The following is a 14,722-nucleotide window of genomic DNA, read 5'->3' on the forward strand; positions in this document are numbered from 1 at the left end:
GAGCACGTCGTGGGCGCTGGAATCGAGGACTTTGACCTTGATGCGCGGGAATTGCCGGTGATAACGGGCGACCACGCGCGGCATGAAGTAGTAGGCCGCCGACGGCACGCAGGCCACGGTGACGTGGCCCATTCGCGTCGAAGCGACTTCGCTGATGCCCAGCAACGCCACATCCAGATCATCCAGCAAACGCTCGACGCTGGGCATGAAGCCGCGCCCGGCCTGAGTCAGGCTGACTTTGCGCGTGGTGCGTTCGAACAGTTTTACGCCGAGGGCGTCCTCAAGCTTTTCGATGCGACGGCTCAAGGCCGGTTGTGACAGGCGCACGGTGTCGGCGGCCTTGCGAAAGCTGCCCTGTTCGACCACGGCGCGAAAGGCTTGCAGGTCGTTGAGGTCGAAGTTGATGGCCATGGCGGACTCGGAAAGACTGATTCGCGAAGGCTATCAATGTAACTATTTGATGCAAATTATTACAGACTTACACTGGACCCTGTAGGAGCTGCCGCAGGCTTCGATCTTTTGATCTCCGGAATTAAGATCAAAAGATCGCAGCCTGCGGCAGCTCCTACAGCGGATCTTCGATGGATCTTGAATCGTTTCAGCCTTTATCCTTGTCACCCCCCGCCGTACCGCTGTCAGGAGTCAACCCATGCCCCATGAAGGCAACCTGTTACAAGCCGCTGTCGTGTTTCTGTTCGCCGCAGTGCTCACCGTGCCCTTGGCCAAACGTCTGCAACTGGGCGCGGTGCTCGGTTATCTGTTGGCGGGGGTGATCATTGGCCCGTCGGTACTCGGTCTGATCGGTAATCCGCAGAGCGTCGCGCATATTTCCGAACTGGGCGTGGTGCTGCTGTTGTTCATCATCGGCCTGGAACTGTCGCCACGGCGCTTGTGGGTGATGCGCAAATCGGTGTTTGGCGTGGGCCTGGCGCAGGTGCTGCTGACAGCGGCAGTAATCGGCGTGCTGGCGTTGTATGTGTTCGGTCAGCCGCTGAACAGTGCAATTGTCCTCGGCCTTGGCCTGGCGCTGTCGTCCACCGCATTCGGCCTGCAGAGCCTGGCCGAGCGCAAGGAACTCACCAGCCCGCACGGGCGGCTGGCGTTTGCCATTCTGCTGTTTCAGGACATCGCCGCGATCCCGTTGATCGCGCTGGTGCCGATGCTCGCCGGCAGCGCGCATGCCACCAGCAACGCGGAAAGCCTGAATCACGGTTTGCAAGTACTCGGCGGGATCGCCGTGGTGGTGGTCGGCGGGCGTTATCTGTTGCGTCCGGTGTTCCGCGTGGTGGCGAAAACCGGTCTGCCGGAAGTGTCTACCGCCACCGCATTGCTGGTGGTGATCGGCACGGCGTGGCTGATGGATCTGGTCGGCGTGTCGATGGCCCTCGGGGCTTTCCTCGCCGGCCTGTTGCTGGCGGACTCCGAATATCGGCATGAACTGGAAGCGCAGATCGAGCCGTTCAAGGGCTTGCTGCTCGGGCTGTTTTTCATCAGCGTCGGCATGGGCGCCAATCTCGGCCTGCTGCTCAGCGCCCCCATCACGGTGCTTGGGCTGACGCTGCTGCTGATCGGCTTGAAGTTGCCGCTGCTGTTTGTGGTCGGGCGTCTGGCCGGTGGGCTGACCAAGGTCAGTGCAATTCGCCTGGGCATCGTGCTCGCCGCCGGCGGTGAATTTGCCTTTGTGGTGTTCAAGATCGGGCGCGATCAGGGCCTGTTCGAACCGCGCCTGTATGACCTGCTGGTGCTCACTATCACTCTGTCGATGGCGTTGACGCCGTTGCTGCTGTTGATCTGTGCGCGGCTGGTCAGCCCCAAAGTGCAGCCGGTGGAAGTACCGGAAAAATTCCGCGAAATCGACACCGAAGCACCGCGCGTGGTGATTGCCGGCATGGGCCGGATGGGCCAGATCGTGGCGCGGATTCTGCGAGCGCAGAACATCAAGTTCGTCGCCCTCGACACTTCAGTGGAAACCATCGAACTGTCGCGCAGTTTTGGCGGCGTACCGGTGTTCTATGGCGACCCGATGCGCCCGGAAATCCTCAATGCGGCAAAGGTTGGCGAGGCGGAATACTTCGTGATTGCCACGGACGATCCGGAAACCAACATCAAGACCGCCGAGATCGTGCGCAAGCTGTATCCGCACATGAAGATCATCGCCCGCGCACGTAACCGTCAGCACGTGCACCGCCTGGTGGATGTCGGCGCCGAGCCGATTCGTGAGACCTATTACTCCAGTCTGGAAATGAGCCGCCGTACCCTGGTCGGCCTCGGTCTGACCCAGGCCCAGGCCGATGCGCGGATCAAGCGTTTCAAACACCATGACGAACAGGTGCTGGAAGCCCAGCACGCGGTCTACGACGACGCGGCCAAAGTCCTGCAGACCGCTCAGGAAGCCCGCGCGGAACTGGCGCGGCTGTTCGAATCGGATCAACTGGAAGAGGAAGCGCGCAAGGCCTGACCTCCTTGCACAGATCCAAACTTCAGGCCGACAGCACTGACGCCTTCGCGGGCAAGCCCGCTCCCACAGGTTTTGTGAACGACCGAAAACCCTGTAGGAGCTGCCGCAGGCTGCGATCTTTTGATCTTGATCTTAAAAAAACAAAATCAAAAGATCGCAGCCTGCGGCAGCTCCTGCAGGGGATTGGATCAGGCCAGCTCTAATTCCCGTTCTTGCTTGACCGGCGCCACCTCAAACCGTTCCGCGAGGAACGGTGTGATATCCAGCGGCAGTGCTTCCTGGTTGACCAGTTTGTCCAGCAGCACCCCGGTAATCGCCGAGGTCAGGATGCCGGTGCGGAAGTGTCCGCAGGCATTCAGATACCCTTCCACCCCACGCATCGGCCCGAGGATCGGCAGCTCATCCGGCGACCCCGGACGCAATCCGGCCCAGGTGCGCTTGAGGTTGACGTCCTTGAGTTCCGGCAGGCAGCGCACCGCGCCCTGCACCAGTCCGGCGATTTCCGGGTAGGTGGTGGTGACGTCGAAGCCTTTGTCTTCGGTGGTGCTGCCGATCAGGATCTCGCCGTTGTCCTTCTGCGCCACATAGCAGTCGCTGGTGGTCAGGCAGCCGTTGAGGATCTTCGGCATGCGTTCGGTCAGCAGGATCTGGCCCTTGACCGGCTTCACCGGAATCCGCACACCGGTGGCCCATTCGCTCAAATCCGCCGCCCAGGCGCCGCCGGCGTTGATCAGGGTTTTGCAGTGGAACACGCCCTCTTCGGCCGTCTGCACGCCGGTCACGCGGCTGCCGTGGTGCAACACGCCAGTGACGTTGGTATTGACGAAGATGTCGACGCCGTTCTGCCGCGCACCTTCCATGTAGGCATCGGCGAGACGGAACGGGCTGACCTGGTGGTCGCAGAGAAACTCCAGCGCGCCCCGAGCCTCATGGCTGACGCTCGGCTCGGCTTCGCGCAATGCAGCCTGATCAAGCCAGCGCACCTGATCGGCCAGATGCGGAATGCAGCTGACAATGTGCTCGGCGTAGAGCCGGTCTTCGTCGTCATAAATGACGAACTTCAGTCCGGTCTTTTCAAACTTGAAATCCATCCCGTGCTTGTCCTTCAACTCGCGATGCAACGCCGGGTACAGCGCGTTGGACTGCAAGGCGAAATCGAAGAGCGACTCCGGCAGGATATGCGGCGTGCTGGCGTCCACCGCGACGGCCGCGCCCTGGGTTTCGCGTTTGCGGTTGGCCGACATCATCCGGAAGAAAATCACTCCGCAGCCCAGCCCCACCGACTCGCCGATGGCCCACAAGCCGCCGGCCGAAGCGCGGGTTGCGTTGCCCGGGCGTTTGGCGTCGATCAACGCCACCTTGAGGTTCTCGCGCTTGGACAATTGATAGGCGCAGGACGCCCCGATCACGCCGCCGCCAGCAATGATCACGTCATAGAACTTACTCATGGGAAACGGCCTCCGTGCCGCCGGACTGGAACGCGGAAAAAGGAATCGGATCGATCGGGAAACGCGGACGCAACCAGCCAACGTCCTTGCGCCCGGTCGCCTGGCGCAGGCGATCGCTGCAGTAGCCGACGCACATCCGGCCCTGACAATCGCCCATGCTGACGCGGGTGCGCATCTTCAGGCTGGCGATGTCCTGCACGCCTTGCTCCAGCGCCAGATCAATGTCCGCGCGGGTCGCATGTTCACAGCGGCAGATCACCGTATCGGCAGCCGGCAAGGCGGTCTGGCCGACACCACGTTCGGTGTAGCGATCAACAGCCGCGCGGAAGCGCACGATGGATTTGAGTTTGCCCAAGTAGCGGTCGCGGCGTACCCGTGCCAGATCCTCTTCGATAATCCCGCGTTGCAGCAGGATCGAAGTGGCAGCGATTCTGCCGGCGAGCATCGCTGCTTCACCGCCGCGAATGCCGCCCATGTCACCGGCCAGGTGCACATGCGGCTCGTTGCTTTGTTGCCAGCTGTTGGCATTGGCGCGCAGGTAACCGTCGTCGCTGAAACCGTGGTCGAGGCCCATCTGCTGACTGAGCTGGGTGCGCGGGATAAAACCGTAACCGACCGCCAGGGTCTGGGCTTCGAAGCGCTCGATGCGTGTCAGGTCCGGCTCCCAGGTGGCCGAGTACGGTGCCACGCTGACGCTTTTCAGCTCGCCGTCGCCGTGAGCTTCGACCACGCCCCAGCCGTAGTTCATCGGGATGCCGTGCAGTTTCAGGTAAGCGAGCATGCTCAAACCATCGAGGAACAGCTGCGGCTTGTTCAGCAACGCCAGGCTTTCGCGGGCGATCTTGCCGAAGGCGCAGGCTTCGTACACGCCCGCGACCTTGACGCCAGACGCGTGCAGCTGCGTTGCCACCAGCGGCAGCAACGGCCCGGTACCGGCGATGACCACCGGCCCCTGCGGCTTGACCACGCCACTTTTGATTTGCAGTTGCAGGCCGCCGAGCATGATCACCCCCGGCAGGGTCCAGCCGGGAAACGGCACGCTGCGTTCGTGACAACCGGCGGCCAGCAGCAATTGCGGATAATCGATCTCATGCAGCTGCTCATCGCCATCCAGCACCACCAGGGCACGGGTGCCTTCGGCGCCAACCACGCGATGATTCAGGCGCACGTCAATCAGCCCGGCCTGTTGCTGAAAATCACCGTGCAGTTTGCTCAGGGCTTCGGAATAACGTGGCCCGAGGTAATCCAGTTGCACGCCGTCACGCAACGGCCCGCGATAGACCACCCCACCGAGGCGCGAAGCCTCTTCGAGCAAGGTGCAGCGCACACCATGGCGCGCCAGTTCGATGGCCGCCGCCATCCCCGCCGGACCACCGCCGACGATCACCGGTTGCAGGCTCATACGACCTCCTGCTCGTTGATGCGGTTGACCCGGGTTTCAATCCGCATTCCGTCGCGCACCACCGTCTGGCAGGCTCGGCGCTTGTGCCGACCGTTGATTTTCACCAGGCAGCACTGGCACACGCCCATGCCGCAATAGGCGCCGCTGATCTGGTCATGATCGTTGCGTGCGACCTGGCGCACACCGAGGGACTGGATAACGCTGAGGACCGTTTCACCGATGGCCGCGCTAACCGGTTGGCCGTTGATGTGGACAGTCATATCCGCCTGGGTCAGGGGCTGGATATCAAAGGTGCGTTCGAGGCAGTGCATTACGATGTTCATCCGTGAAAAGTTTCAGGGGGAGTTCTACGTCAGCTCCTTGCTGCACTCTGCCTGGCGACCCGTTGTGATTGTTGGTGGGGGCTGCCGGGCGACTCCATGAGCGCAGCAAATTGCGCACCGGAGCACTGTAGTCGATACCGCAACAAGGGCCTGGATCTTTTAAGTTAGGTGATATTTCAAAGGGAAATATTGATCCAGATCGGTGAAATCTCGAGCCGGCTGAAAAACCTTGAGGTGTCAGTGTTTGCCGGTGAGCAGCCCCTGCTCCGCCTCGCACAGCCCCACCACATAATCCCAGACCACCCGCAGCCGCACCGATTTGTGCAGCTCGCGCCGGGTGCTGATCCAGTAACTGCGCTCAATGCGCTCATCCGGCAGCAACAGGCGCAGATCCGGATCCGACGCCGCCATATAGCAGGGCAACACAGCAATCCCCAGGCCCGAGCGCGCCGCCTCCTGCTGGGCGATCACGCTGGTGCTGTGAAATACAACGCGCGGGCTGCGACAGAAACTGTTGAGAAACATCAGTTCCTGGCTGAACAGCAGATCATCCACATAGCCGATCCACGCATGCCGGGCGAGGTCTTCGCGACTCTGTAGCGGCGGTGCCTTGTCGAGGTAGGCCTGACTGGCGTAGAGCGCCAACCGATAGTCAGTGAGCTTGCGCGTGACCAGCATGTCGGCAGCCGGGCGTTCGAGGTGGATGCTGATTTCCGCCTCGCGGTTGAGGATGCTGACGAACCGCGGCACGGCCACCAGCTCCACCTCCAGGCCGGGATAGCGTTCGAACAGGCCGATCATGCGGCTGGCGAGAAATTTGATACCCAGCCCTTCGGTGACGCCGACGCGGATCTTGCCCAGCGGCGCGGTGGATTGGGTGATCTCTTCCTGGGCCAATAGTGCGACGTTTTCCATGGCTTCGGCGTGCTTGAGCAGCGCCTCCCCCGCCGGGGTCATTTCGTAGCCTTGGGCATGCTGGACGAACAGTGCGGTGCCGAGGCTCCGTTCGATGGCCTCAATGTGCCTGGCGACGGTGGCGTGAGTGGTGTTCAGGCGTCGGGCGGCCGTGAGCAGGCGGCCGCTGCGTTGCAACTCCAGAAAAAACCGCAGGTCGTTCCAGTCGAACATGGGGTGTCCTTGTCAGCCAGGGTCAAGCCAGGCTGTTCGAAAACGCACAGCGGCTGGGTAAAAACTAACATTCTTTTAACGAAAGCTGACAACTAGAGTGTCGGACAATAAAAACAAAAAGCGAGGTCAGGGAATGCAGACTTCCCTTGATGAATACGACTACATCGTGGTCGGTGCCGGACCTGCCGGGTGCCTGCTGGCCAATCGATTGTCGGCAGACAAGCAGCAGCGGGTGTTGCTGCTCGAAGCCGGCGGACGCGACAACTATGCGTGGATTCACATCCCGGTCGGCTATCTGTTCTGCATTGGCAACCCACGCACCGACTGGTGCTTCAAGACCGAAGCCCAACCCGGCCTGCAGGGTCGCAGCCTGAGTTACCCGCGCGGCAAAGTGCTCGGTGGCTGCTCCTCCATCAACGGCATGATCTACATGCGCGGCCAGGCCGGCGACTATGACGGCTGGGCGGCCGAGGGCAATCCGGGCTGGGCCTGGAACGACGTGCTGCCACTGTTCAAACAGAGCGAAAACCACTTTGCCGGCGCCGCTGAATTTCACGGTGCCACGGGTGAATGGCGGGTTGAGCAACAGCGGTTGTCATGGCCGATTCTCGACGCGTTTCGCAGCGCCGCGCAGCAGAGCGGCATCGCCAGCATCGACGACTTCAACCAGGGCGACAACGAGGGTTGCGGCTACTTTCAGGTCAACCAGAAGGCCGGGGTGCGCTGGAACGCGGCGAAAGCATTTCTCAAACCGATTCGCGAGCGGGCCAATCTGACGGTGCTGACCGGGGTTGAAGTGGATCGGGTGCTGCTGGAAAACGGCCGTGCTTGCAAAGTCAGCGCGCGTCACGAAGGCCAGGTGAAAAGTTTCAAGGCGCGCAAGGAAATCATCCTCTGCGCCGGTGCCGTCGGTTCCCCGAGCATTCTGCAGCGCTCCGGAATCGGCCCGCGGCCGTTGCTGGAACACCTCGGCATCGGCGTGATTCATGAGCTGCCGGGGGTTGGCGGCAACCTGCAGGATCACCTGCAATTGCGCCTGATCTACAAACTGCAAAACGCCCGCACGTTGAATCAGATCGCCGGCAGCCTGTGGGGCAAGATGGGCATGGGCCTGCGTTACCTGTATGACCGCAGCGGGCCGCTGTCGATGGCGCCGAGTCAGTTGGGCGCATTTGCCCGCTCCGGGCCGGAGCAGACTTCCGCCAACCTTGAATACCACGTGCAACCGCTGTCGCTGGAGCGCTTTGGCGAGCCGCTGCACGGTTTCCCGGCGTTCACTGCGTCGGTCTGTGATCTGCGTCCGCAGAGCCGTGGGCGGATCGACATCCGTTCGACGAATCCTCAGGACGCGCCGCTGATTCAACCGAACTACCTCAGCCATCCCGAAGATTTGCGCGTGGCCGCCGATGCGATCCGCCTGACCCGCCGCATCGTCAGCGCCCCGGCCCTGCAGGCATTCAAACCGGTGGAGTATCTGCCCGGCGACAGCCTGCAGAGCGAGGCGCAACTGCACGAAGCGGCGGCGCGAATCGGCACGACGATCTTCCACCCCGTCGGCACCTGCCGCATGGGCAATGACGCTGACGCGGTGGTCGATGCGCAACTGCGCGTGCATGGCGTACCCGGCCTGCGCATCGCCGACGCCTCGATCATGCCGCGCATCACCTCGGGCAATACCTGTTCGCCTACGCTGATGATTGCCGAGAAGGCGGCGCAGATGATCCTCAACCCACCGATCAGGACCTGCACACCCACTCCCGAACTGGCCCACACCCTGTAGGAGCTGCCGCAGGCTGCGATCTTTTGCCTTTGGCTTTTACAAGATCAAAAGATCGCAGCCTGCGGCAGCTCCTACAGGGGGCCGTGTAATTCGTTCAAGGCAGCGCGCAACACCAGTGGAACAACAAAAACAATCACTGTGAGGGATACCGATATGTCAGAACACGCTCAGCCGCTGGATGCCGCGAGCGGCGCCAGCACCAGCAATGCCACACAGAAAGTCATCTTCGCCTCGTCCCTGGGGACGGTGTTCGAGTGGTATGACTTCTTCCTCTACGGCGCCCTGGCGGCGGTGATCAGCAAGCAGTTTTTCGCCGGCGTCAACGACACCACGGCGTTCATCTTCGCGCTGATGGCCTTCGCCGCCGGGTTTATCGTGCGGCCGTTCGGGGCGCTGGTGTTCGGTCGGTTGGGGGACATGATCGGGCGCAAATACACCTTCCTCGCGACCATCGTCCTGATGGGCATCGCCACGTTCTGTGTCGGTCTGCTGCCGAACTACGCCAGCATCGGCATCGCCGCGCCGATCATTCTGGTGGTGCTGCGCATGCTCCAGGGCCTGGCGCTGGGAGGTGAATACGGCGGCGCCGCGACCTACGTGGCGGAACACGCGCCCATCGGCAAGCGCGGTTTCCACACCAGCTGGATTCAATCCACCGCGACCCTCGGTCTGCTGCTGTCACTGCTGGTGGTGCTCGGTTGCCGGTACTTCACCGGTGACCAGTTTGAAGTCTGGGGCTGGCGTATTCCGTTCCTGCTGTCGATCGTGCTGCTGGGCATTTCCACCTGGATCCGCCTGAGCCTGCACGAATCGCCGGCGTACCTGAAAATGAAAGAGCAAGGCAAAGCGTCGAAGGCGCCGATCCGCGAATCGTTCGGCCAATGGGAGAACCTCAAAGTCGTACTGATCGCGCTGTTCAGCATCAATGCCGGGCAAGCGGTGACCTTTTATGCCGCGCAGTTCTACGTGCTGTTCTTCCTGACCCAGTTTCTGAAAATGGACCCGGCCGTTGCCAACAGCCTGCTGATCATCAGCGTGGTCATCGGTGCGCCGTTCTTCATCATTTTCGGCTGGCTGTCGGACAAGGTCGGACGCAAACCGGTGTTGATGCTCGGTTTGCTGCTGGCGACGGCGCTGTACTTCCCGATTTTCAAATCCCTCGCCCACTACGCCAATCCGGCAATCGATCAGGCCAGCCGTCAGGCGCCGATCACCGTGCTGGCGGACCCAGCAACCTGCACCTTTCAGTTCGACCCGGTGGGCAAGGCCAAATTCGACAGCCCGTGCGACAAGGTCAAGACCTTCCTGGTCAAGCAAGGCCTGCCCTACACCAGCGCCGCAGCGCCGGCCGGCAGCGGCGTGCAGGTGAGCATCGGCGACGTGAAGATCGACGGCTATGACGAATCGGCCCTGCGCGGCGCCGTCACCCTCGCCGGTTACCCGCAACAGGCCGACCTGCAGCAGATCAACAAACCGATGATCGTGGCACTGATCGTCGCACTGATCATCATCTCGGCCATGTGCTACGGCCCGCTGGCGGCGCTGATGGTCGAACTGTTCCCGACGCGCATCCGCTACACCTCGATGTCCCTGCCGTATCACATCGGCAACGGCTGGTTCGGCGGTTTCCTGCCAACGGTGTCGTTCGCGCTGGTGGTGTACACCGGGGATATTTTCTATGGGCTGTGGTACCCGGTGCTGATTACCGGGGTGAGCCTGGTGGTGGGAATGATTTGTCTGCGGGAGACGAAGAATATCGATCTGGACAAGAACTGAATCTGAACCTGCACACATGATCCTTGGGTGAAAAAAACCTGTGGCGAGGGGATTTATCCCCGATGGGGTGCGTGCGCCCCCGTGAAAAATGGGACTACTACGTAGTCCATCGGGGATAAATCCCCTCGCCACAATTGAATCTCTTCTTCCAGGAACTAAGCATCCGCCTTGATCACCTCGAACTTCACCTGATCCGGATAAAACGCCACATAGTCCTTGATCTGCTCGACCGAGATTTTCGGTTTCTCATACGTCCACACCGCATTCGCCGCCTCATGCCCCGGTATTTGCAAGCTGAAGTAATTGGCGTCGCCCTTGTACGGGCAATAACTGGTGTGGTCGGTGCGGGCGAAGTATTTTTCGTCGATGTCCTCGCGGGGCACGTAGTACACCGGCGGGTAATTGGCCTCATGAAGAACCAGCACATGCGAGGACGCCGCGACCTGGATGCCGTGGAATTTCACCAGCAGGCAACCGGGAAGCTCTTCGAGGGTAATGACGGGGTTGAGGCCGGTGGTGCTCATGGGGGGTTCTCCAGGGACAAATGAACTGTGGCGAGGGAGCTTGTCGAATCGTCGCACCGTCCCGCTGGGCTGCGTAGCAGCCCTGAATCCGGGAATCGCGTGTGTCAGGTATAACGCGATTTCCGAGTTTGCGACGGCTTCGCCGCCGAGCGGGACGGTGCGACGATTCGACAAGCTCCCTCGCCACAGGACGATAGTTGCCCTGAATCGGTGTCAGTCAGGATCAGCTCAAACCACGATATCCGTCGCCAGCGCCTGCCCCACCACACCGACGGCAAAGTCCACCTCACCCTGCCCCGTCAGATCGATCAGCAGCCCGGTCTGACCACTCTGCGCGTAATAAGTCAGGATTGCATCGCCCGCATGGCCGGTGAAACCGCTGACGAAGTTCAGCGTGGCCGCGCCCGTGGCGAAACCGGCGATGCCCGAGAGGTCGATCTTGTCCACGCCGCTTTTGAAATCCATGATCCAGTCCGGCTGGTTGTTGGTCGAGTCACTGGCCGCACCGAACACGAAGGTGTCCGCACCCTCGCCGCCCCACAGCACATCCGCGCCGCCACCGCCGTAAAGGATGTCGCTGCCGGCCCCGCCGAACAGATGGTTGACGGCCGAGTTACCGATCAGCAGGTCATTGCCGGAACCGCCAACGGCGTTTTCCACGGTCACGCCATAGGCGATCGACACGTTACCGACCAGCCCTCCGACATCGGAGAACGAGCCTTCATTGAGGTTGATTTTCTGGTTCTGGGTGAAGCCGGAGAAGTTCAGCGTGTCATCGCCGCCACCGTCCCACACCGAGAACACCAGCTTCGACGACGCCGAGGTGGCGCTGTAGTAATCGCGCCCGGTATTGGAGCCGAAACCGTAGGTGGTGTTATCGGCGCGAGTCTCATAGTTGGCGCCGTAGAGTTTTTGCACGGCGACGATATCGTCCAGCAGCGGTGCCGAGGCGTAGGCGCCGCTGCCGTCCTTGCTGAAGTTCTGGTCGGTGTTGGCTTCGCTCCAGTAGCTCATCAGGCTGTAGCCACGGGTGTCTTCGGCGTATTTGGCGTCGTTGTAGGTCGGGTTGCCGTTGCCGGCGTTATAGGCGCCCGGGTGCGACAGGCCAAGGGTATGGCCGATCTCGTGGGTCAGGGTCTGACGCCCGTAGTTGTTGGTGTCCGGGGTCTTGTTGACCTGATACTGGTTGTTGATCAGGTACCACGACTGGCCATCGTAGCTGCCACCGCTCGGCAGGTAAGCGAACGCCGCACCGCCAGTGCTGACGTCGTAGTTGCCGAAGGTCATGTGGCCGTCGCCGCCCTTGCCCTCGGTGAAGGTCACCTTGGCCACGTCGGCCCAGGATTGCATCGACAGCACGGCCTGAGCCTTTTGTTGAGCACTGAACTGGCTGAAATTGCCGAGGTTCGGGTTGTAGTTCGCCGGTTTCTCGGTCAGGAAGGTGTAAGTCAGGGAGATTTTGCCGTCGCCGTTCTTGTCGTGCCACGACAGGTTTTTGCGCAGGATTTCGTCGGCCGCCTGGTCGGCAGTGAACGACGGTTTGCCGTTCACCAGGCCGACGCCACGGTCGTACAGGTGGCTGAAGGCGTTCACTTCGTCATAGGCGCTGCTGGTTTTCGCTTTGGCTTGAGCCATGGTGGGACTTCCTTGTTTCAGAGTTGGCAGTACGCGTCGAGCACAGCGATCCACTAGCGAGATCGCCCGGTCACTCGCGTTTCTGAGAAGCCCGGTGAACCTGACACGGGCGTCAACTGCCTTGCCAATCGATTTATCGATAGCCGCTCGCGACGTCCCGGTAATACCGGTCATCTCCGGCAATGTTTTGATCTGTATATCCATACAGATAAAAGTTGCCCCGAGCGCCAACTGCGGCCATTCTGTGCACCCCCAGTGAACTGATCGACGACGGTGGTTATGCAGCTGTACCTCTGTGAAAAACCTTCCCAGGCCAAAGACATCGCGGCCGTGCTGGGCGCCAGGCGTCGCGGCGACGGCTGCTGGCTGGGGACGAACGTCACAGTGACCTGGTGCATCGGCCATCTGCTGGAAACCGCGCCGCCGGATGCCTACGACGCGCGCTACAAACGCTGGGTACTGGCGGATCTGCCGATCATCCCGGACAAGTGGAAAATGACCGTCAAGCCGCGCACCGCCAGCCAGTACAAGGCGGTCAAGCGCCTGCTCGGCGAGGCCAGCGAGCTGATCATCGCCACCGACGCCGACCGTGAGGGCGAGATGATTGCCCGGGAACTGGTCGAGCACTGCCGCTATCGCGGGCCGATCCGGCGCTTGTGGCTGTCGGCGCTGGACGAGGCGTCAATTCGCAAGGCTCTGGCCGCGCTGAAGCCGGGAGCGGAAACCTTCAGCCTGTATCACTCGGCGCTGGGTCGCTCGCGGGCGGACTGGCTGATCGGCATGAACATGAGCCGCCTGTTCACTCTATTGGGCCGGCAGTCCGGCTATCAGGGCGTGCTGCCGGTCGGTCGGGTACAAACGCCGACGCTGCGACTGGTGGTGGATCGCGACCGCAGCATCGCCGATTTCGTCCCGGTGCCGTATTGGGCGATCGATGTGCAACTGCTGCACGACGGCACGCGGTTCACTGCGCAATGGCGTGCGCCCAGCAACGTTTGCGACGATCAGGATCGCTGTCTGAATCAGGCACTGGCGCAACAAGCGGCGGCGGCAATCAGCAATGCCGCCACTGCGCGGGTGATGAAGCTACGCACCGAGCGCATGCGTGAAGTGGCACCGCTGCCTTTCGATCTGGGCACCCTGCAGGAAGTCTGCTCGAAGAAACTCGGTCTCGGCGCCCAGGAAACCCTCGACATCGCCCAGGCGCTCTACGAAACCTACAAGGTCATCACCTACCCGCGCAGCGATTGCGGCTTTCTGCCGCTGAGCCAGCACAGCGAAGCGCCGGGGATACTTGCGGCACTGCGTCAGGCCGACCCGAGCCTTGACGCGCTGAACGGTCACCTCGACCCGCAGCGCCGCTCCCGGGCGTGGAACGACGCCAAGGTCAGCGCCCACCACGGCATCATCCCCACAGCGGCGGCGAACAATCTCGAACGCCTGAGCGGCAAACACCGGGCGGTCTATACCCTGATTCGCGCGCGTTATCTGGCGCAATTCCTGCCTAACCACGAATACGATCGCACCCAGGCCGATTTCGATTGCGCTGGTGAAGCGTTGCGCGCGGTCGGCAAGCAGATCATCGAACCGGGCTGGAAACGTGCCCTACCTGAAGCCCTCGCCCCGGCCAAGGGCCGTGAAGCGCCAGCCCCACAAACGCTTCCGGCGCTAAGCCAGGGTATCGATTGCGCCGTGGCCGGCGTGAACCTCAAGGACCTCTGGACGCAGCCGCCGAAACCCTACACCGAAGGCGATCTGATCAAGGCGATGAAGAACGTCGCCAGACTGGTGGAAGATCCGCTGCTCAAACAGAAACTCAAGGACACCACCGGCATCGGCACCGAAGCCACGCGCGCCTCGATCATTCAGGGCCTGCTGGATCGTGGTTATCTGGTGAAGAACGGCAAGGCGCTGGCCGCGACCCCGCCGGCCTTCAGCCTGATCGACGCCGTACCGCGGGCGATTGCCGATCCCGGCACCACCGCCATCTGGGAGCAGGCGCTGGACATGGTGCAGAGCGGCGAGATGAGTCTGGAAGAGTTCGTCACCAAACAGGCGGCGTGGATGAGCAAGCAGATCACCCGCTGTTCGGCCCTGAACCTGACCATCAGCGGCCCGCCACCGGCCGGCAAGGCTGCCGCGCCGTGGAAAAAAAAGCGTAAATCGACGCGCGGTAAAACCGCCGGGGCAGCCAAACGCACAGCGAAGTAATGATCAGTCCTGTGGTGGGGGACTCTGTGGTGAGGGG

Annotated in this window: 11 protein-coding genes; 4 read left to right on the plus strand and 7 right to left on the minus strand. The window is 61.8% G+C overall.

The genetic code is table 11. The features are described from left to right. Window positions 1-411, minus strand: a 411-nt coding sequence (locus HXW87_RS19810) for a LysR family transcriptional regulator (protein ID WP_239777556.1), incomplete at its 3' end; no start/stop codon positions are given. Between the two features lie 238 nt (window positions 412-649). Here HXW87_RS19810 and HXW87_RS19815 point away from each other — a divergent pair. Beyond that, window positions 650-2,458, plus strand: coding sequence for a monovalent cation:proton antiporter-2 (CPA2) family protein (locus tag HXW87_RS19815; RefSeq protein WP_239777557.1), 1,809 nt, complete (start codon window positions 650-652; stop codon window positions 2,456-2,458). A gap of 188 nt (window positions 2,459-2,646) precedes the next feature. On the opposite strand, the gene hcnC is transcribed toward HXW87_RS19815, so the two are convergent. The 4 genes from hcnC to HXW87_RS19835 all read right to left on the minus strand — a co-directional run bounded on the left by hcnC (window position 2,647) and on the right by HXW87_RS19835 (window position 6,759). Further along, window positions 2,647-3,906, minus strand: a complete 1,260-nt coding sequence (gene hcnC / locus HXW87_RS19820) for a cyanide-forming glycine dehydrogenase subunit HcnC (RefSeq protein WP_239777558.1) — start codon at window positions 3,904-3,906, stop codon at window positions 2,647-2,649. Further along, window positions 3,899-5,308, minus strand: a complete 1,410-nt coding sequence (gene hcnB, locus HXW87_RS19825) for a cyanide-forming glycine dehydrogenase subunit HcnB (RefSeq protein WP_047293569.1) — start codon at window positions 5,306-5,308, stop codon at window positions 3,899-3,901. The genes hcnC and hcnB overlap by 8 nt, the downstream gene beginning before the upstream one ends. Next, window positions 5,305-5,619 (minus strand): (2Fe-2S)-binding protein, encoded by a 315-nt coding sequence (locus HXW87_RS19830; RefSeq protein ID WP_047293821.1) that lies wholly within the window; start codon window positions 5,617-5,619, stop codon window positions 5,305-5,307. Before HXW87_RS19830 ends, hcnB begins: the two co-directional genes overlap by 4 nt. A 249-nt stretch (window positions 5,620-5,868) precedes the next feature. After that, complete coding sequence (locus tag HXW87_RS19835; protein ID WP_047293567.1) at window positions 5,869-6,759, minus strand: LysR family transcriptional regulator; 891 nt, start codon at window positions 6,757-6,759, stop codon at window positions 5,869-5,871. Window positions 6,760-6,892: 133 nt separating this feature from the next. Here HXW87_RS19835 and HXW87_RS19840 point away from each other — a divergent pair, with 133 nt between their 5' ends. Next, on the plus strand, window positions 6,893-8,539 hold the full coding sequence (locus HXW87_RS19840; RefSeq protein ID WP_239777559.1) for a GMC family oxidoreductase N-terminal domain-containing protein: 1,647 nt from the start codon (window positions 6,893-6,895) through the stop codon (window positions 8,537-8,539). A 153-nt stretch (window positions 8,540-8,692) separates the two neighbouring features. Further along, the gene (locus HXW87_RS19845; protein ID WP_047293563.1) at window positions 8,693-10,315 is read left to right on the plus strand and encodes an MFS transporter; all 1,623 of its coding nucleotides are present in this window, start codon (window positions 8,693-8,695) and stop codon (window positions 10,313-10,315) included. Window positions 10,316-10,470: 155 nt separating this feature from the next. Here HXW87_RS19845 and HXW87_RS19850 read toward each other — a convergent pair whose 3' ends face one another. Next, window positions 10,471-10,839: a DUF427 domain-containing protein gene (locus tag HXW87_RS19850; RefSeq protein WP_121186046.1), complete on the minus strand. Its 369-nt coding sequence runs from the start codon at window positions 10,837-10,839 to the stop codon at window positions 10,471-10,473. 228 nt (window positions 10,840-11,067) lie between these two features. Continuing rightward, window positions 11,068-12,474, minus strand: coding sequence for a serralysin family metalloprotease (locus tag HXW87_RS19855; protein WP_239777560.1), 1,407 nt, complete (start codon window positions 12,472-12,474; stop codon window positions 11,068-11,070). 279 nt (window positions 12,475-12,753) lie between these two features. Between HXW87_RS19855 and HXW87_RS19860 the strand changes: the two genes are divergently transcribed. Further along, entirely contained in the window at window positions 12,754-14,685 is a 1,932-nt protein-coding gene (locus tag HXW87_RS19860; RefSeq protein ID WP_239777561.1) for a DNA topoisomerase III, read from the plus strand. The last annotated feature ends 37 nt before the right edge of the window (window positions 14,686-14,722 follow it).

Origin of the sequence: Pseudomonas sp. Y5-11, assembly GCF_022368695.1 — a bacterium.
Classification (GTDB): Bacteria; Pseudomonadota; Gammaproteobacteria; order Pseudomonadales; family Pseudomonadaceae; genus Aquipseudomonas; species Aquipseudomonas parakoreensis.

Coding starts and splice junctions, on each gene's coding strand:
- HXW87_RS19845 (WP_047293563.1), top strand. CDS start 8,693: ATGTCAGAACACGCTCAGCCGCTGGATGCCGCGAGCGGCGCCAGCACC.
- HXW87_RS19850 (WP_121186046.1), bottom strand. CDS start 10,839: ATGAGCACCACCGGCCTCAACCCCGTCATTACCCTCGAAGAGCTTCCC.
- HXW87_RS19840 (WP_239777559.1), top strand. CDS start 6,893: ATGCAGACTTCCCTTGATGAATACGACTACATCGTGGTCGGTGCCGGA.
- HXW87_RS19855 (WP_239777560.1), bottom strand. CDS start 12,474: ATGGCTCAAGCCAAAGCGAAAACCAGCAGCGCCTATGACGAAGTGAAC.
- HXW87_RS19860 (WP_239777561.1), top strand. CDS start 12,754: ATGCAGCTGTACCTCTGTGAAAAACCTTCCCAGGCCAAAGACATCGCG.
- hcnC (WP_239777558.1), bottom strand. CDS start 3,906: ATGAGTAAGTTCTATGACGTGATCATTGCTGGCGGCGGCGTGATCGGG.
- HXW87_RS19830 (WP_047293821.1), bottom strand. CDS start 5,619: ATGCACTGCCTCGAACGCACCTTTGATATCCAGCCCCTGACCCAGGCG.
- hcnB (WP_047293569.1), bottom strand. CDS start 5,308: ATGAGCCTGCAACCGGTGATCGTCGGCGGTGGTCCGGCGGGGATGGCG.
- HXW87_RS19835 (WP_047293567.1), bottom strand. CDS start 6,759: ATGTTCGACTGGAACGACCTGCGGTTTTTTCTGGAGTTGCAACGCAGC.
- HXW87_RS19815 (WP_239777557.1), top strand. CDS start 650: ATGCCCCATGAAGGCAACCTGTTACAAGCCGCTGTCGTGTTTCTGTTC.